This window comes from Rhizobium mongolense USDA 1844 (genome assembly GCF_000419765.1).
GTDB lineage: Bacteria > Pseudomonadota > Alphaproteobacteria > Rhizobiales > Rhizobiaceae > Rhizobium > Rhizobium mongolense.
The window spans coordinates 110,788-127,264 of sequence record NZ_ATTQ01000015.1; the positions used below are offsets into that span (position 1 = coordinate 110,788).

Consider the following 16,477-nt stretch of genomic DNA (forward strand, 5'->3'; position numbering starts at 1 on the left):
CCCTGTTTTTCGCGGCAAGGAGTGCCTTATGGCGCGTGGAGTTCCGGCAGCGGACGGCAGTCCGCTTCTAATCGTTAGGCTGAAATGGGCGGCTGTCTTGGCGGCGCCACTTTTCCTGTGCGCGATGACGGGAGCTGCGCTTTCGGCCGAGTGCAAGCAGTCGGATGCCGTCTATGCCGATCGCGACGGCGCTTATGAACTCCGCTTTTCGCCGCTTGGTTCCGAAGCCGCTGCGGCAAGCAATCAGTTCAAGATCAATGTCTTGAAGACCTCGATCGTTCTGGACGGCTATGTAATGCCGTCGGAGGAGCCTGATCGCGCAATCGGCATCGTCATGTTCAACTGCCCGGATGGCGATGTGACGGGTGCGGATCTCGATGCCTGCACGATATGGCAGGGGCCGGTCTACAGCGTCGGTGCCGCGGGCGAAGTGGATAATCTTCAGGCGGAGGCGGCGGGCGCTGCTGACAGGATCGTGCTGCCTGGTCTCGGTCCGGCGATCCGCGAGTCCTCGATTTGGGGCGAAGGCAAGGCAACGGTCGCGCCCTGGGATGTCCTGACGTTCAAGGAATGCGCGAAATGAGCGATGCGCCTGTTCTGCTCGTGACCGGCGCAAGCCGCGGCATCGGTGCTGCCGTCTCAAGGCTGGCTGCCAAACAAGGCTGGCGGGTTGCTGTGAATTATGTCTCGAACAGGGCAGCCGCGGATGCCGTCATTGAAGCTATCACGGCGCATGGCGGCGAGGCGATTGCCGTCAAAGGCGATGTCGGCAACGCCGCTGATATCAACTCGATGTTCGAAACCGTTGATCGCCATTTCGGGCGGCTTGACGGGCTGGTGAACAATGCCGGTATCATCGATGCGGCTCAGCGCGTCGACGAAATGAGCGTCGAGCGGATCGAGCGGATGATGCGGGTCAATGTCACCGGCTCCATTCTCTGCGCGGCGGAGGCCGTTCGCCGCATGTCGAGCAAGCATGGTGGCACGGGCGGAGCGATCGTCAACATCTCGTCGATGGCGGCGATCATCGGATCACCGTCGCAATATGTGGATTACGCCGCTTCGAAGGCGGCGATCGATACCTTCACGATCGGGCTCGCCCGCGAAGTCGCCGCGGATGGCATCCGGGTAAATGCGGTCCGCCCGGGAATTATCGACACCGATATTCACGCCTCCGGCGGACTGCCAGACCGTGCGCGCGACATGGCGCCGAGCATTCCGATGCAGCGGCCGGGAACGGCGGAGGAGGTGGCCGATGCCGTCCTCTATCTTCTTTCTCCTGCGGCCTCCTATGTCACGGGTGCAATCCTCAACGTCAGCGGTGGGCGGTAGGTCGCAAAAGGGGAAACGATGCAATATCTTCTCGAATTCCTGGGCCTGATGGCCGTCTTTTCTATCTTCATCGTCGTTCCGGGCGCCGACTTTGCCGTGATCCTTCGCCAGAGCATCGTGCATGGCCGCCGCGCCGCGATGATGACCGGTCTCGGCATGGGCCTCTCGCTGCTCTTCCACATCAGCTACACGATCTTCGGCCTCGGTCTGGTCGTGTCCAAGTCGCTGATGCTGTTTGCGATGATCAAATGGGCAGGTGTCGCCTATCTGGTCTACCTCGGTATCAAATCCTTCCGCGAACCCGGATTCAATGTCAGGGAAATCGAAGTCACGGAAGCCGATCGCGAGGCCGTTTCGGCGGTCAAGTGCCTCGGCACGGGCTTCATCACCAATGCCCTTAATCCAAAGCCAGTGCTCTTCTTCCTGTCGCTGTTCTCGACGCTGGTGCATCACGACACGCCGGCGCTGATCCAGTTCAGCTACGGCATCGGCATGGCATCTGCACTCGTTGCCTGGTTTGCCGGCGTCTCGATCTTCTTCACCGTCAAGCCGATCCGCGACCGCTTCATTGCCAGCGGCAAATGGTTCAACCGCATCACCGGCGCCGCATTGGTCGGCTTCGGCTTCCGCCTCGCACTCACCCGCGCGGCCGACTAAACGATTAAAGCAAAGGAAAAGAAACAATGTCCTATGATGTGATCATTATCGGAACCGGCCCCGGCGGCTATGTCGCCGCGATCAAGGCGGCCCAGCTCGGTCTCAAGGTTGCGGTCGTCGAAAAGCGCGCGACCTTCGGCGGCACCTGCCTGAATGTCGGATGCATTCCCTCCAAGGCGTTGCTGCATGCTTCCGAAATGTTCCATCATGCCGGCCACGGCATGGATGCGCTCGGCATCGAAATACCGGCCCCGAAGCTCAATCTCGAAAAGATGCTGGCGCACAAGGATGCGACGGTGAAGTCGAATGTCGACGGCGTTGCCTTCCTCTTCAAGAAGAACAAGATCGATGCCTTCCAAGGCACCGGCAAGATCGTTTCCGCCGGGAAAGTTTCCGTGACCGCCGACGACGGCAAGGTCCAGGAGATCGAAGGCAAGAACATCGTGATAGCCACAGGCTCCGATGTTGCCGGCATCCCGGGCGTTCAAGTCGCGTTCGATGAAAAGGTGATCATCTCCTCGACCGGCGGTATCGCGCTGGAGAAAGTGCCGGAAACGATGATCGTCGTCGGTGGCGGCGTCATCGGTCTCGAACTGGGCTCTGTCTGGTCGCGCCTCGGAGCGAAGGTGACCGTCGTCGAATATCTCGACACGATCCTCGGCGGCATGGATGGCGATGTAGCCAAGCAGTTCCAGCGCATGCTCGCCAAGCAGGGCATCGAATTCAACCTCGGCGCCAAAGTCGTCGGCGTCGAGAAGGGCGGCACGGGTGCCAAGGTGACCTTCGAACCGGTCAAGGGCGGCGACAAGGTGACGCTCGAAGCGGAAGTCGTTCTCATCGCCACTGGCCGCTTGCCCTATACGGCTGGCCTCGGCCTTGAAGAAGCGGGTGTCAAGCTCGACAATCGCGGCCGCGTCGAGATCGACGGCCACTTCAAGACCAACGTCGCCGGCATTTATGCAATCGGCGACGTCGTGAAGGGTCCGATGTTGGCCCACAAGGCGGAAGACGAAGGCGTGGCGCTTGCCGAAATCCTTGCCGGCCAGGCCGGTCATGTGAATTACGACGTCATCCCGAGCGTCGTCTACACACAGCCGGAAGTCGCTTCCGTCGGCAAGACCGAGGAAGAGCTGAAGGCGGCAGGCATCGCCTATAAGGCTGGCAAGTTCCCGTTCACGGCAAATGGCCGCGCTCGCGCGATGCTCGCGACAGACGGCTTCGTAAAGATCCTGTCGGACAAGGCAACGGACCGCGTTGTCGGTGGTCATATCGTCGGCTTCGGTGCCGGCGAGATGATCCACGAGATTGCCGTTCTCATGGAATTCGGCGGTTCTGCCGAGGATCTCGGCCGCACCTGCCATGCGCATCCGACAATGTCGGAAGCAGTGAAGGAAGCAGCACTCGCTGCCTTCTTCAAGCCGATCCATATGTAAATCCCGAAGACCGAAGCTCATTCGCCGCGGTTCGCAAGGACCGCGGCTTTATTAATGAGCCTCTGACAGATGCCTTCGCCTTACTGGGCTGAAGCGCGATCAAGTCATCCTTCGGTCCGGCGAGCACGGGCAGCCGGATAAAGCTGGTAATGCAGGATATACCCGCGTTTTACGCGTAGCTTTAATTCACTTGCGTGACGGTGAAGCCCTGCTTGCGCAGAAGTTCGATGACTCCACCGTCGCCTGGCAGATGCAGGGCGCCGACAGCCATGAAGACATTGCCGCTGGCGAGAATCGGAGCTGCGCGCTCGGCCATTATTTTGTTGCGGTCGAGGATGATGCGCTGCTCGAAGCTGGCGTAATCGCTCTCCTCGTCCTTGCCGTCCGGCGAAACTGTTTTCAGCATCGGTATGGTCATGCCGATGTCGCCGGAGACATAGAGATCGGTCATTGTTTCCACGAGGTCGTTCATCTTCGAGCCGAGCTCCAGGGTCTCGATCAGTGACTTCAGATGGAATTCGACCGGAAGTTCGGCCATTGCCTGCAGTTGTTCGGCAAGCGTTTCGAGCCCGCGCACCTGCTTGCCTTCGGCGGCGGCGTCGGCTGCGATCTTCTGATCGAGGAAGGGGATACCCTTCGCCTTGCGGGAAATCTCGCAGGCGGGGAGCGCGACGGCGCTCGCAATCATCCAGGGTCGCATGCGCGAAACGGCGGAGAGCGGAATGCCGCGTCGCTTGAGGCCAGCATCGAGACGGGCGTAATCCTCGCGCGACAGGAGTTTTTCGATCGTCGTCCCATCGGTGAACATGGTGAGATCCGGCCGGGCGAGGAGAGCGGCGGCCGCCTTCTTCTCATTCAGGATCTCATCGGATTCGATGACGATCGTATCGGCGCCATCACGAGCGGCCTGGGCGTAGAGCGGCAGGTTCAGCACGCGCGGATCAGTAACATGCATGCTGCCAAGCAGCCACGAGGTCTTCAGGCCGGGCATTTCGATCTTCCAGAAAATGCCTTTGCCGTTCGGCGTCGCATCCGCTTCCTTGACGACCTCAGCATAGCGGGCAGGATCGTTCTGCTGCAGCTCGGCCATCAGGTTCTTGCCGGCGCAGGTATCGTCGGCAGCCTGCGCCGAAGACACCGCAAGGAGCACGGCGAAAAGCGCGGCGGCAAGCAGCATATGGAAGGCTGCAATCAGCCAGAGCAACATATTGCCAGGTGTCTTAGCGCGCAGACTACGCTGGCCGATGGTGGTCGTCATGGTGATGTTCCGGTCACAATGTATGAGAGCTCATGCTCTACGCCTTGCATGCGCATATTGCCTTAAGAGAATACGTTAACAAAAGATTACGCCCTCGGATGGGCGCGATCGTAAACTTCCAGCAAACGCGATGAATCGACGCCGGTATAGACCTGGGTCGTGGACAGGCTTGCGTGACCGAGCAGTTCCTGGATCGTCCTCAGATCGCCGCCGCCAGCCAGCAGATGGGTTGCAAAGGAATGCCGTAGCGCATGCGGAGTTGCCGTTTCAGGCAATCCGAAGGCGCTGCGCATCCGCTGCATTGTGCGCTGGATGATTGCAGCCTGGAGCTTGCCGCCGCGAGCGCCGCGGAAGAGTGGTTCTGCTTTTTCCAGACGGTACGGGCAGAGGGAGCGGTATTTCTCAACCGCTTCAAGAACAACGGGCAGCAGCGGAACCAGGCGCGTCTTGTTGCCCTTGCCGGTGACGCGCAGTGTCGTGGCGCCTGCATGCAAGCTGTCCACAGTCAGGTCAAGTGCCTCGGCAATGCGCAGACCGCAGCCATAGAGGAGCGTGAAAACGGCCGCATCGCGCGCAGCGATCCATGGTTCCTCGTGAAGCTGTGCCTCGTCGCTGGCGACATTGATCGCCTGCTTGTCGGAGAGTGGTTTCGGCAGCGATTTCGGCTGTTTCGGTGAGCGAACGGCTCCTGCTCCGGCGGCGTTCACCAAACCTTTTTTTTCCAGATATCGCAGCAGCGACCGAAGACCGGCCAGATTGCGGCCAAGCGATCGCGCCCCGGAACCTTCTTTCCGGCGGGCGGCCAGGAAGCCGCGGAAATCGGCCGGGCGAAGAGATTCAATGTCCTTCAACGTCGCCGGGCCGCCGAGATGGCCGGTCAGGAAGGTGAGGAACTGGCGGCTGTCGCGCTCGTAGGCGTCGAGCGTGTGTCCAGAAAAGCGCCGCTCGCGCTCGAGATTTTCAAGCCAGGCGCTGCGTTCCGCCATCAGGCGCGGGTCGGCGATAATCAGGAGTTCGTTCACTGGCGCGGGCCTTGATTTTGTTCTTGCCTTTGCCAAGTTTGAAGGAGGGACCGTTAGGGAATTGCTAATATCGGCCAAGCTCTTGTCATGCTTCCATCATAATAGGTTGCGATAGCTGTTCCGAACGAAACAGGACTTTGCATGGCACGGCGCCAATCCACGACGGCTTTCGGACAGCTCGCGGAAGCGATCGCTCTGGTTTCCCACGGCAACCCCGGACACATCGTTGATACCCTGATCGCCGAGCGCGGCCAGCGCATCGTCCGTCACCCGCTTTGGCCGGTGATGCGGCCCTTTCTGTATGCGCTTTTGCGCTATAACAAGGCGATTCAGTTCGCCAACGACGTAGCGAACATGCCGGGCTTCCAGTGCTTCGAATATATGAGCAACCTGCTGACGCTGGATATCGCGGTCAGAAATGCCGAGCGCATCCCTGCTTCCGGCGGCTTCATTCTCGTCAGCAATCATCCGACCGGCATTGCTGATGGTGTTGCAGTTTTCGACCTCCTGAAGAACCGCCGCCCGGACATGATGTTCTTTGCCAACCGGGACGCGGTGCGCGTCAATCCGCGTTTTGCGGAAATGGTCATCCCGGTGGAATGGCGGGACGAATACAAGACGAAACTCAAGACCCGTGAGACGCTGCAGCTTACGAACCACGCCGTGAAGGAAGGAAAGGCAACTGTATTGTTTCCCTCGGGCCGCATCGCCTATTGGGCGAACGGCCGGCTGAATGAAAGGCCGTGGAAAAACTCTGCCGTCGGCCTTGCCCGCAAATACAATCTGCCGATCTTGCCCGTGCACATGACCGCGCGCAACTCCGGTCTTTTCTACTGGTTTGCAAAGTGGTCGACCGAACTGCGCGACATGACGGTGTTTCACGAACTTCTCAACAAGCGCGGCGATCGTTTTGATTTCATCATCGGCAATCTCGTCCCAGTGGGGCATCTGGACGGCGACATAAACGAAGTGACCAAGGCGCTTGAAAAACACACGCTACATGATCTGCGTGCGGACGGCGATGCACGGTTCCTGCCGCTTATGCAGCCGCCCGCACCGGAGATAGTGGCGGCCCATTCATTTCGTTGAGCCGATAGGTTAAAGCGAGGCATGCTGCTCCGCTCGATGTTCGCCCACAACGAAAGGTCGCTGCGATCGATCCGCATAAATCTTTCGGGCATCGGTTGACCGGCGTCATCGATGAGGACGAGTAGGCGATGGTCTCGCAGGTTTTCTTTTTGCTTTATAGCGGGCATGGTCACGCCCGATGAGAACAGATTCGTCCGACCTCTTTGGCGCGTTATTCGAGGCACCGGCCGGAACCCGCACGGTTCCGGTTCTCGTGCCCATGCCTGCACCGAAACCCTATTCCTATTCCGTGCCGGATGGCATGGCGGTCGAGCCGGGCTCGGTCGTGCAGGTGCCGCTCGGCCCCAGACAGGTGATCGGCGTTGTCTGGGACGGCGGTGAAGATGGCGTCGATCCGAGGAAGCTTAGACCGATCACGCATGTCTTCGATTGCCCGCCGCTTTCCAAGGAAATGCGGGAGTTCATCGACTGGGTGGCTGCATACACGCTATCGCCGCCCGGTCTTGTTGCCCGCATGGCGCTTCGTGCACCGAATGCCTTCGAACCGGAGCCGATGGCGGAAGGATTGCGCTTCGTCGGCGGCGAGCCGGAGCGGATGACCCCCGCGCGTGCCCGAGTGCTCGATACGGCATCGGACGGTATCTCGTGGACACGGACCGGACTTGCACATGCCGCCGGTGTTTCCACGAGCGTTGTCGATGGCCTCATCTGCCAAGGGCTTTTCGAGACAATTTTCCTGCCTCCGCCTCCGGTCGTGGCAAAACCCGATCCGGACTTTGCGCCTTCGCGGCTAAAGGGGCCGCAGAAGGATGCCGCCGAAGAGATTTTGAGCGAAGTCAGAAAAGGTGAGTTTGCCGTTTCGCTGATCGATGGCGTGACGGGATCCGGCAAGACCGAGGTCTATTTCGAGGCGATCGCCGAGACGCTTCGCCGCGGCAAGCAGGTGCTGATCCTGCTGCCGGAAATCGCGCTCACCGCAAGTTTCCTGGAGCGCTTTCAGGACCGGTTCGGCGCAAAGCCGGCCGAATGGCATTCCGATCTCGCGCCGCGCATGCGCGAGAAGGTCTGGCGGCAGGCGGTGACCGGCGAGGTTCGCGTGGTTGCCGGCGCCCGCTCGGCATTGTTTCTGCCGTTCGAAGACCTGGGGCTCATCATCATCGATGAGGAGCACGATCCTGCCTACAAGCAGGAAGACCGCGTCTATTACAATGCCCGCGACATGGCAGTCGTCCGCGGGCGCATCGGCAATTTCCCGGTTGTTCTCGTGTCGGCGACGCCTTCCGTCGAAAGCCAGGTGAACGGTCAGAACGGACGCTACAGCACCATCCATCTGCCGACACGCTTCGGCGACGCGGCGCTGCCCGATCTGCATCTCGTCGATATGCGGCGGCACGCGCCGAAAAGGGAAGGTTTTCTCTCGCCGGTCTTGATCCGGGCGATCGGAAAGACGGTCGAAAAGGGCGAGCAGGCGCTGCTCTTTCTCAATCGCCGCGGCTACGCACCGCTGACGCTCTGCCGTGTCTGCGGCCACCGCTTCCAGTGCCCGCAATGTTCGAGCTGGCTCGTCGAGCACCGTTTTCGCAGCCAGCTGCAGTGCCATCAATGCGGCCATACGGAGCGGACGCCGGAGGCTTGTCCGGAATGCGGAACGCTCGATCACCTCGTTGCCTGTGGGCCGGGCGTCGAGCGCATCGCGGAAGAAGTTGAGCGTCATTTCCCCGACGCGCGGACGATCGTGTTATCCTCCGATATTATGGGCGGCGTCAAACGCCTGCGGCTGGAACTCGAGGCCATCGCCAAGGGCGAAGCGGATATCGTCATCGGCACGCAGCTCGTCGCCAAGGGGCATAACTTTCCGTTGATGACACTGGTCGGCATCGTCGATGCGGATCTCGGGCTCGCCAACGGCGATCCGCGCGCGGCAGAAAGAACATTCCAGCTTCTTTCACAGGTGACGGGCCGGGCAGGGCGGACGGGTTTGAAGAGCCATGGCCTGCTGCAGACCTACCAGCCGCAGCATCCCGTCATGCAGGCGATCGTTTCAGGCGACGCGAGCGCGTTTTACGAGCGGGAAATCGCCGAGCGCGAGAGGGCAAGTTTGCCGCCTTTCGGACGCCTTGCGTCGATTATCGTCTCGGCCGAAACGCGCCACGACGCGGAAAACCATGCCCGCGGCATGCGGAGCGCGGCGCCGCAGGTTTCCGGCATTTCCATTCTCGGCCCTGCCGAAGCACCGCTGGCGCTGGTGCGCGGCCGCTACCGTTTCCGGCTCCTCGTACACGGGCGGCGGAGTTCCGACATGCAGGCATTTCTGCGCAGTATGCTTGCGCAGGCGCCGAAAGAGCGTGGCTCGGTGCACGTCCAGCTCGATATCGACCCGCAAAGCTTCCTGTAGATCGGCGATTGACAGCCGTTTTCCACCCGGCGCAATCATGCCATAAGGGGCAGGCATTCGCAGCGTGATTTGGGGTTGATCCATGGAGTTTTATTTTCCCGAGACCTTTGGCGAGCAGCTCGCGTTCTGCTCGGCGGCGTTCACGGCTCTTGCGGGTCTCGTCATCATGTTCGCGCCCGGATATGCGATGCAGCTCTTCGGCCTTCAGCCGCGTGGAGAGCGACGGGATGGTTTCGCCGAGCAACGCTCCGCAGGCGGTTTCTATCTCGGATTTGGACTGGCGGCGATCATGCTGGCGCAGGACTTCATCTACATGGCGCTCGGGGCGGCATTTGCGATGGCGGCTTTCGCCCGGATCGTTTCGCTTCTTTCCGATAAGGGGAGCACGATACTCAACTATTTACTTCTGGTTGTGCAGGCCGTTCTAGCGGCACTCCCGCTGGCCTATTCTTTGGGCTTCTTCGCAACCTAGATTACAGCGCCGCGAGCCGCTCGCTCGCCGGGCTTTGCGCCATTTCACGATTTTGCCGATAGAAAAGCATTCGAAAGGCATATTCGGGCATTACGCGTGTTGCGAGTCCCGACATCCTATGTTAGACGGACCCCGAATTTCGGAAGAAGCAAGAGGCTTCTCTTGCGATTTCTGGGGGAAATCAAAACGAATTCAAGAGCATAGGTCAGGCGCCCGCCAAAGGCCGGATTCTTGGGTTGAAATCAGGGAAATTTGTGCCCGTGGCAGACACGTCCCAGCTTGCTTCTGGTGTTGCAGAGCGATATGCGTCCTCGCTGTTCGAACTGGCTCTTGAAGAAGGCGCCGTCGAGAGCGTCACTGCAGATCTCAATCGTTTCCAGGCGATGCTGGACGAGAGCGACGACCTGAAGCGCTTCGTCGCAAGCCCGGTATTCTCCGCAGATGATCAGCTCAAGGCGGTCGCTGCAATCAGCGAGAGGGCCGGCATGAGCGGCTTCTTTGCTAATTTCCTGAAGGTTGTGGCGCGTAACCGCCGCCTCTTTGCCCTTCCGGGCATGATCAAAGCCTTCCGCATCATTGCTGCTCGCCAGCGTGGCGAAATTTCTGCCGAGGTCACCTCGGCCCATGCGCTGACCGCAGCGCAGGAAACCGAATTGAAGGCGGCGCTGAAGGGCGTCACCGGCAAAGACGTGACGATTGCCGTCACGGTTGATCCGTCAATTCTTGGTGGTCTGATCGTGAAGGTCGGGTCCCGTCAGATTGATACGTCGCTTCGTACCAAACTTTCTACCCTCAAGCTTGCATTGAAAGAGGTTGGCTGATGGATATCCGCGCCGCGGAAATTTCCGCAATTCTCAAAGATCAAATTAAAAATTTCGGCAAAGAGGCGGAAGTCTCGGAAGTCGGCCAGGTGCTTTCTGTCGGTGACGGTATTGCTCGCGTTTACGGTCTGGACAACGTTCAGGCGGGTGAAATGGTCGAGTTCCCCGGCGGCATCCGCGGCATGGCGCTGAACCTCGAGTCCGATAACGTCGGTGTCGTTATCTTCGGCTCCGACCGCGACATCAAGGAGGGCGACACCGTCAAGCGGACCGGTGCCATCGTTGACGTTCCGGTCGGCCCGGAACTGCTCGGTCGCGTCGTTGACGCTCTCGGCAATCCGATCGACGGCAAGGGCCCGATCAACGCGACGCGCCGTGCGCGTGTCGACGTCAAGGCTCCCGGCATCATCCCGCGCAAGTCGGTTCATGAGCCGATGTCGACCGGCCTCAAGGCTATCGACGCTCTCATCCCCGTCGGCCGCGGCCAGCGCGAGCTTGTCATCGGCGACCGCCAGACCGGCAAGACCGCGATCCTTCTCGACACGATCCTGAACCAGAAGGCCATTCACGATTCCGGCCCGGAAGCTGAAAAGCTTTTCTGCGTCTACGTCGCCGTCGGCCAGAAGCGTTCCACGGTTGCGCAGTTCGTCAAGGTTCTCGAAGAACGCGGCGCCCTGAAATATTCGATCATCGTCGCCGCGACGGCTTCCGATCCCGCGCCGATGCAGTTCCTGGCTCCGTTTGCCGGCTGCGCCATGGGCGAATATTTCCGCGACAACGGCCAGCATGCGCTGATCGGTTACGACGACCTGTCCAAGCAGGCTGTTTCCTACCGTCAGATGTCGCTGCTGCTGCGCCGCCCGCCGGGCCGCGAAGCCTATCCGGGCGACGTCTTCTACCTGCATTCGCGTCTCCTCGAGCGCGCTGCAAAGATGAGCGACGCAATGGGCGCCGGTTCGCTGACCGCTCTGCCGGTCATCGAAACGCAGGGCAACGACGTTTCGGCTTTCATTCCGACCAACGTGATCTCGATCACCGACGGCCAGATCTTCCTCGAAACCGACCTGTTCTATCAGGGCATCCGTCCGGCTGTTAACGTTGGTCTGTCGGTTTCGCGTGTCGGCTCGTCCGCACAGATCAAGGCGATGAAGCAGGTTGCAGGCTCGATCAAGGGTGAACTCGCCCAGTATCGCGAGATGGCCGCCTTCGCCCAGTTCGGTTCGGACCTTGACGCTGCGACGCAGCGCCTGCTGAACCGCGGTGCCCGCCTGACCGAACTCCTGAAGCAGCCGCAGTTCTCGCCGCTGAAGGTGGAAGAGCAAGTCGCGGTCATCTTCGCAGGTGTCAACGGCTACCTGGACAAGATCGCTGTCGCTCAGATCGGCAAGTTCGAGCAGGCATTGCTCTCGTACCTGCGCTCGGAAGGCTCGGCCATCCTCGACACGATCCGCACGGAAAAGGCAATCAGCGACGATACCAAGGGCAAGCTTGTGGCTGCTCTCGATACCTTCGCGAAGTCTTTCGCCTGATCGCACCTAATTAGGACGGAAAACGGATGCCTTCACTTAAGGATCTGAAAAACCGGATCGCCTCCGTCAAGGCGACGCAGAAGATCACCAAGGCGATGAAAATGGTCGCCGCGGCGAAGCTTCGGCGTGCGCAGGAGGCGGCCGAGGCCGCCCGGCCCTATTCGGAGCGCATGGCGGCTGTTCTTTCGAACATCTCCAAAGCGATGACGGATGGGGATAGCGCACCAGTGCTCATGACGGGTACAGGCAAGGCTCAGGTTCACCTGCTCGTTGTCTGCACCGCCGAGCGTGGCCTCTGCGGCGGCTTCAATTCACAGATCGCGCGCTTTGCCCGCGACCATGCCCGCAGGCTCATTTCCGAAGGGAAGACCGTCAAGATCTTCACAGTCGGCAAGAAGGGCTATGACGTTCTTCGTCGCGAATTTGCTTCGCTCATCGTCGAGCGCAAGGAGCTTCGCGACGTGAAGCGTATCGGCTTCGAGAATGCCGACCAGATCGGCAGGCGCGTTATCGAGATGTTCGAAGCCGGCGAATTCGACGTTTGCACGCTGTTCTACTCGGAGTTCAAGTCGGTCATCTCGCAGGTTCCGACGGCTCAGCAACTCATCCCGGCTTCGGCTCCGGAAGCTGTTGCTGAAGACGTTGTGCATGCAGGTGCCGTCTATGAATACGAGCCGGATCCGGCATCGATCCTGAACGATCTGATCCCGCGCAATATTTCGGTCCAGATTTTCCGCGCGCTCCTCGAGAACGTCGCCGGCGAAATGGGCGCGAAGATGAGCGCGATGGATAGTGCGACGCGCAACGCTGGTGAGATGATCAACAAGCTGACGCTCAGCTACAACCGGCAGCGTCAGGCTCAGATCACCAAGGAACTCATTGAAATCATTTCGGGCGCGGAAGCGCTCTGAGGTTAGAGAAAGAGGGTATGAAAATGGCTAGGGCAGCTACCCCGAAGGCGGCAGCGAAGACCGCTGCTAAGAAGACCGCCACAGGCTCTGTCGGCAGGGTCACACAGGTTATCGGCGCCGTCGTCGACGTTGCTTTCGAAGGCGAACTGCCGGCGATTTTGAACGCGCTCGAAACCACCAACATGGGCAACCGCCTGGTTCTGGAAGTCGCGCAGCATCTCGGTGAAAACGAAGTCCGCACGATCGCCATGGACTCGTCCGAAGGCCTGGTCCGCGGCCAGGAAGTCGTGGACACCGGCGCTCCGATTTCGGTTCCGGTCGGCCCGGAAACGCTCGGCCGCATCATGAACGTCATCGGCGAGCCGGTTGATGAAGCCGGTCCGCTGGTTACCGCTTCCAAGCGTTCGATCCACCAGGATGCACCGTCTTACGTCGAGCAGTCGACGGAAGCACAGATCCTCGTCACCGGCATCAAGGTCGTCGATCTTCTGGCTCCTTACGCCAAGGGCGGCAAGATCGGCCTCTTCGGCGGTGCAGGTGTCGGCAAGACGGTTCTCATCATGGAACTGATCAACAACGTTGCCAAGGCGCACGGTGGTTACTCGGTGTTTGCAGGCGTTGGTGAGCGTACCCGCGAAGGCAACGACCTCTATCACGAAATGATCGAATCGGGTGTCAACAAGCATGGCGGCGGTGAAGGCTCGAAGGCAGCCCTCGTTTACGGCCAGATGAACGAACCGCCGGGCGCTCGCGCTCGCGTCGCTCTGACCGGTCTGACGGTTGCCGAAAACTTCCGCGACCAGGGCCAGGACGTTCTGTTCTTCGTCGACAACATCTTCCGCTTCACGCAGGCAGGTTCGGAAGTGTCGGCTCTGCTTGGTCGCATTCCTTCGGCCGTTGGTTATCAGCCGACGCTCGCAACCGACATGGGCCAGATGCAGGAACGCATCACGACGACGACGACCGGCTCGATCACCTCGGTTCAGGCTATCTACGTTCCGGCTGACGACTTGACCGACCCTGCTCCGGCAACCTCGTTCGCGCATCTTGACGCGACGACCGTTCTATCGCGCTCGATTGCCGAAAAGGGTATCTATCCGGCCGTCGACCCGCTCGACTCCACCTCGCGCATGCTCGACCCGATGGTCGTCGGCGAAGAGCACTATGAAGTTGCTCGCAAGGTTCAGTCGACGCTGCAGCGCTACAAGGCCCTGCAGGACATCATCGCCATCCTTGGCATGGACGAACTGTCCGAAGAGGACAAGCTCGCCGTTGCCCGTGCCCGCAAGATCGAGCGCTTTCTGTCGCAGCCGTTCTTCGTTGCCGAAGTCTTCACCGGTTCGCCGGGCAAGCTGGTTGCGCTCGAAGACACGATCAAGGGCTTCAAGGGTCTCGTCAACGGCGAATACGACCACATGCCGGAAGCTGCCTTCTACATGGTCGGCTCGATGGACGAAGCCATCGAGAAGGCCAAGAAGCTCTCCGCAGCTGCTTGATGAACGACGCTCGTGACGAGATATTCTGCTGCGACTCCCTGAAGGAAGTCGTGGCAGGACTTCCCGCCCCGGCAGCGCCGACCGTTTACAGAGCAGATAACGGCGTGCTGATGATGGTAGTGGGCTTAGTCCAGACCGAGGAAGGCCTCGGATATCTCGATCAGGCGATAATGCACTGCCCGTTCTGCGGGACCAAACTGCAAGATGCAAAGGCCATAGCCGAGAAGGTAAGTCACTGATGGCTGACAATTTCAATTTTGAACTCGTATCTCCGGAGCGCCTGCTCCTGTCGGAGATGGTGACGGAAGTTGTCATTCCGGCAACCGAGGGCGAGATGACCGTCATGGCGCACCACGCCCCGACGATGACGACCATCAAGCCGGGTATCGTCAGCGTCCGCTCCAGCGGCGGCTCCAAGCAGGACTACGTTGTTTTCGGCGGCTTCGCCGACATCCTGCCGACCGGTTGCACGCTGCTTGCAGAATCCGCTGTCGCAGTCGAGGACCTGAGCAAGGACGAGTTGACCCGTCGTATCGAGGCTGCGAAGAAGGAGCTTGAGGATGCCCTGCATCACGAGCACAAGTCCAAGCTCGAGCATTTCATCATGGAACTGACGCATCTGCGCGGCATCGTCCAGCAGGACTGATCGGGATTGCAACGAAATGACCTAAAGCGGCCTCAGCGGGCCGCTTTTTTTTCGGCAGCGGCCGGCTCAACGCGGAACGGCATGGGCTCTCAGTAAGACCGGCCGCTCGACGAAAACATAGCTGAGGCTTCCGATCACGAACACAAGGGCTGCTGCAAGGAGCGACCAGAGCAGCCAGCCGTAGAGAAGATTGTCGCTGATCGGGCCGAAGGCGGAAGGAAAAAGCGCCTTCACGGCAGAAATGACCGGATCCTGCCAGATATAGATGCCGAACGAGATTTTCGCGGTGAAGCGGACCGCTCGACTGTCGAGACAGTTCCCAAGCCATAGCGAGCGCGCCAGCGAGACAAGCGCCACTGCAATAGCGATCGGAAAGAGCGGAAAGCCATAGGGAATTCCGAGCCAGCCATAGGCCTCCCAAGGTCCGCCTGCGGACGAAACGAGGGAAGCGGCGCTACCGGCCATGGCGAGACAGGCGAGGACATCGAAGAGAGCTACCCTTCGCTTCGGCAGGATTGTCTCGACACCCGAAGCAAGGATACCGAGCGCGAAAATCGCAAAGAAGCCGATCGGATTGTAACGCGGCATCCATTCCTTCGCACCCGCGGCCATGCCGAATTGCCAGCCTTGCTGCACGTGGTCCGGCTGCAAGGCGTTGACGATTGCCCAGTGCAAGACAAGTGCGGTCGCTATGGCGCCAAGCCAAAGGAAACGCGTAGACAAGCGCGGCAGCGGGCGGCTGAAGTGATGAAGAGCGAGCATGAACGCCGGCAGCAGAACATAACAGGTCGCCTCGAATGGAATCGACCAAAGCGGCCCGTTCCCTTCGACCGGAAACAAAGTCCGCCAATGCCACTGGCTCATCAAAAGGAAGCCTGCGGCATAACGCATGCCGAGCTCGGCCGTTGGTGGATCTGCGAGCAGCGTGATGCTCAAAACGAAGCCTGCGGTCAGCGCCACCCAGTAGCCAGGCAGGATGCGTGCCGCACGATGTATGGCGTAAGTTCTCATACCCGGCAATGGGCGGCGCTCATCGAGAGCTCGCCAGAAGGGCCGCGCAAGCAGATAGCCGCTTAGAACAAAGAAGATCGCCACGCCGAAATTGCCGAAGCGGGCAATGACCAAGGCCGATTGCGCGGCGGGATCCACCTGATTGATGTCGATGCGCAGAACAAGATGATGAATGAGCACGAGCAGGCACGCGGCCGCACGCATGGCGTCGGCACCTGCCAGCCTCCGATCTCTTTCCATTCGTGCCTCGTCTGTCTGCTTTTCCTCAGGCCTAGGACATGATCGCGCGTAGGACAAGGGCGCCGCTTTGGGACCGCCGGCTGTGGACAAGTGCACGATCCCATCTTCGCCGGCCATCGGGCGCGAATGCAAACATATGCACCGGGCGAACACCCGGACATAGGC

The 16,477-nt window shown here is 60.2% G+C and carries 16 protein-coding genes; 13 read left to right on the forward strand and 3 right to left on the reverse strand.

The window, feature by feature from the left end; all coding sequences use genetic code 11:
• The first annotated feature begins 28 nt into the window (after positions 1–28).
• From A3C3_RS0125555 to lpdA, 4 genes are read left to right on the forward strand one after another with little or no spacing between them, the layout of a single operon-like run.
• Entirely contained in the window at positions 29–583 is a 555-nt protein-coding gene (locus A3C3_RS0125555; RefSeq protein ID WP_022717417.1) for a hypothetical protein, read from the forward strand.
• The gene (locus tag A3C3_RS0125560; protein WP_028739986.1) at positions 580–1,332 is read left to right on the forward strand and encodes an SDR family oxidoreductase; all 753 of its coding nucleotides are present in this window, start codon (positions 580–582) and stop codon (positions 1,330–1,332) included. Before A3C3_RS0125555 ends, A3C3_RS0125560 begins: the two co-directional genes overlap by 4 nt.
• An 18-nt stretch (positions 1,333–1,350) precedes the next feature.
• Positions 1,351–1,989 carry a LysE family translocator gene (locus tag A3C3_RS0125565; protein ID WP_022717419.1) on the forward strand — a complete coding sequence of 213 codons (639 nt, stop codon included), beginning with the start codon at positions 1,351–1,353 and terminating at the stop codon, positions 1,987–1,989.
• 26 nt (positions 1,990–2,015) lie between these two features.
• Positions 2,016–3,422: a dihydrolipoyl dehydrogenase gene (gene lpdA / locus A3C3_RS0125570; RefSeq protein WP_022717420.1), complete on the forward strand. Its 1,407-nt coding sequence runs from the start codon at positions 2,016–2,018 to the stop codon at positions 3,420–3,422.
• A 181-nt stretch (positions 3,423–3,603) separates the two neighbouring features.
• On the opposite strand, the gene A3C3_RS0125575 is transcribed toward lpdA, so the two are convergent.
• Both A3C3_RS0125575 and A3C3_RS0125580 read right to left on the reverse strand, forming a co-directional pair.
• Entirely contained in the window at positions 3,604–4,680 is a 1,077-nt protein-coding gene (locus A3C3_RS0125575; RefSeq protein WP_022717421.1) for a TraB/GumN family protein, read from the reverse strand.
• A gap of 86 nt (positions 4,681–4,766) precedes the next feature.
• Positions 4,767–5,702, reverse strand: a complete 936-nt coding sequence (locus A3C3_RS0125580; RefSeq protein ID WP_022717422.1) for a tyrosine recombinase XerC — start codon at positions 5,700–5,702, stop codon at positions 4,767–4,769.
• A 141-nt stretch (positions 5,703–5,843) separates the two neighbouring features.
• Between A3C3_RS0125580 and A3C3_RS0125585 the strand changes: the two genes are divergently transcribed.
• The 9 genes from A3C3_RS0125585 to A3C3_RS0125630 all read left to right on the forward strand — a co-directional run bounded on the left by A3C3_RS0125585 (position 5,844) and on the right by A3C3_RS0125630 (position 15,061).
• The gene (locus A3C3_RS0125585; RefSeq protein ID WP_022717423.1) at positions 5,844–6,791 is read left to right on the forward strand and encodes a GNAT family N-acetyltransferase; all 948 of its coding nucleotides are present in this window, start codon (positions 5,844–5,846) and stop codon (positions 6,789–6,791) included.
• 178 nt (positions 6,792–6,969) lie between these two features.
• Positions 6,970–9,186, forward strand: a complete 2,217-nt coding sequence (locus tag A3C3_RS0125590; protein ID WP_022717424.1) for a primosomal protein N' — start codon at positions 6,970–6,972, stop codon at positions 9,184–9,186.
• An 82-nt stretch (positions 9,187–9,268) separates the two neighbouring features.
• A complete protein-coding gene (locus A3C3_RS0125595) occupies positions 9,269–9,658 on the forward strand; it encodes an AGROH133_08824 family phage infection protein (protein ID WP_022717425.1) in 390 nt (129 codons plus the stop codon).
• A 254-nt stretch (positions 9,659–9,912) separates the two neighbouring features.
• A complete protein-coding gene (locus A3C3_RS0125605; RefSeq protein WP_028739987.1) occupies positions 9,913–10,479 on the forward strand; it encodes a F0F1 ATP synthase subunit delta in 567 nt (188 codons plus the stop codon).
• On the forward strand, positions 10,479–12,008 hold the full coding sequence (atpA, locus tag A3C3_RS0125610; protein ID WP_022717427.1) for a F0F1 ATP synthase subunit alpha: 1,530 nt from the start codon (positions 10,479–10,481) through the stop codon (positions 12,006–12,008). The genes A3C3_RS0125605 and atpA overlap by 1 nt, the downstream gene beginning before the upstream one ends.
• Positions 12,009–12,034: 26 nt before the next feature.
• Entirely contained in the window at positions 12,035–12,919 is an 885-nt protein-coding gene (locus A3C3_RS0125615) for a F0F1 ATP synthase subunit gamma (protein ID WP_022717428.1), read from the forward strand.
• 23 nt (positions 12,920–12,942) lie between these two features.
• Positions 12,943–14,415 carry a F0F1 ATP synthase subunit beta gene (atpD, locus tag A3C3_RS0125620; protein WP_028739988.1) on the forward strand — a complete coding sequence of 491 codons (1,473 nt, stop codon included), beginning with the start codon at positions 12,943–12,945 and terminating at the stop codon, positions 14,413–14,415.
• On the forward strand, positions 14,415–14,654 hold the full coding sequence (locus A3C3_RS0125625) for a hypothetical protein (protein ID WP_022717430.1): 240 nt from the start codon (positions 14,415–14,417) through the stop codon (positions 14,652–14,654). Before atpD ends, A3C3_RS0125625 begins: the two co-directional genes overlap by 1 nt.
• Positions 14,654–15,061, forward strand: coding sequence for a F0F1 ATP synthase subunit epsilon (locus A3C3_RS0125630; RefSeq protein WP_022717431.1), 408 nt, complete (start codon positions 14,654–14,656; stop codon positions 15,059–15,061). The genes A3C3_RS0125625 and A3C3_RS0125630 overlap by 1 nt, the downstream gene beginning before the upstream one ends.
• A gap of 66 nt (positions 15,062–15,127) precedes the next feature.
• On the opposite strand, the gene A3C3_RS0125635 is transcribed toward A3C3_RS0125630, so the two are convergent.
• Positions 15,128–16,312, reverse strand: coding sequence for an acyltransferase family protein (locus A3C3_RS0125635; protein ID WP_022717432.1), 1,185 nt, complete (start codon positions 16,310–16,312; stop codon positions 15,128–15,130).
• Between the last annotated feature and the right edge of the window lie 165 nt (positions 16,313–16,477).

What these genes read in the sequence shown, in the direction of transcription:
- A3C3_RS0125555 (WP_022717417.1), top strand. Translation starts at nt 29, where the DNA reads ATGGCGCGTGGAGTTCCGGCAGCGGACGGCAGTCCGCTTCTAATCGTT.
- A3C3_RS0125560 (WP_028739986.1), top strand. Translation starts at nt 580, where the DNA reads ATGAGCGATGCGCCTGTTCTGCTCGTGACCGGCGCAAGCCGCGGCATC.
- A3C3_RS0125565 (WP_022717419.1), top strand. Translation starts at nt 1,351, where the DNA reads ATGCAATATCTTCTCGAATTCCTGGGCCTGATGGCCGTCTTTTCTATC.
- lpdA (WP_022717420.1), top strand. Translation starts at nt 2,016, where the DNA reads ATGTCCTATGATGTGATCATTATCGGAACCGGCCCCGGCGGCTATGTC.
- A3C3_RS0125575 (WP_022717421.1), bottom strand. Translation starts at nt 4,680, where the DNA reads ATGACGACCACCATCGGCCAGCGTAGTCTGCGCGCTAAGACACCTGGC.
- A3C3_RS0125585 (WP_022717423.1), top strand. Translation starts at nt 5,844, where the DNA reads ATGGCACGGCGCCAATCCACGACGGCTTTCGGACAGCTCGCGGAAGCG.
- A3C3_RS0125590 (WP_022717424.1), top strand. Translation starts at nt 6,970, where the DNA reads ATGAGAACAGATTCGTCCGACCTCTTTGGCGCGTTATTCGAGGCACCG.
- A3C3_RS0125595 (WP_022717425.1), top strand. Translation starts at nt 9,269, where the DNA reads ATGGAGTTTTATTTTCCCGAGACCTTTGGCGAGCAGCTCGCGTTCTGC.
- atpA (WP_022717427.1), top strand. Translation starts at nt 10,479, where the DNA reads ATGGATATCCGCGCCGCGGAAATTTCCGCAATTCTCAAAGATCAAATT.
- A3C3_RS0125615 (WP_022717428.1), top strand. Translation starts at nt 12,035, where the DNA reads ATGCCTTCACTTAAGGATCTGAAAAACCGGATCGCCTCCGTCAAGGCG.
- atpD (WP_028739988.1), top strand. Translation starts at nt 12,943, where the DNA reads ATGGCTAGGGCAGCTACCCCGAAGGCGGCAGCGAAGACCGCTGCTAAG.
- A3C3_RS0125625 (WP_022717430.1), top strand. Translation starts at nt 14,415, where the DNA reads ATGAACGACGCTCGTGACGAGATATTCTGCTGCGACTCCCTGAAGGAA.
- A3C3_RS0125630 (WP_022717431.1), top strand. Translation starts at nt 14,654, where the DNA reads ATGGCTGACAATTTCAATTTTGAACTCGTATCTCCGGAGCGCCTGCTC.
- A3C3_RS0125635 (WP_022717432.1), bottom strand. Translation starts at nt 16,312, where the DNA reads ATGGAAAGAGATCGGAGGCTGGCAGGTGCCGACGCCATGCGTGCGGCC.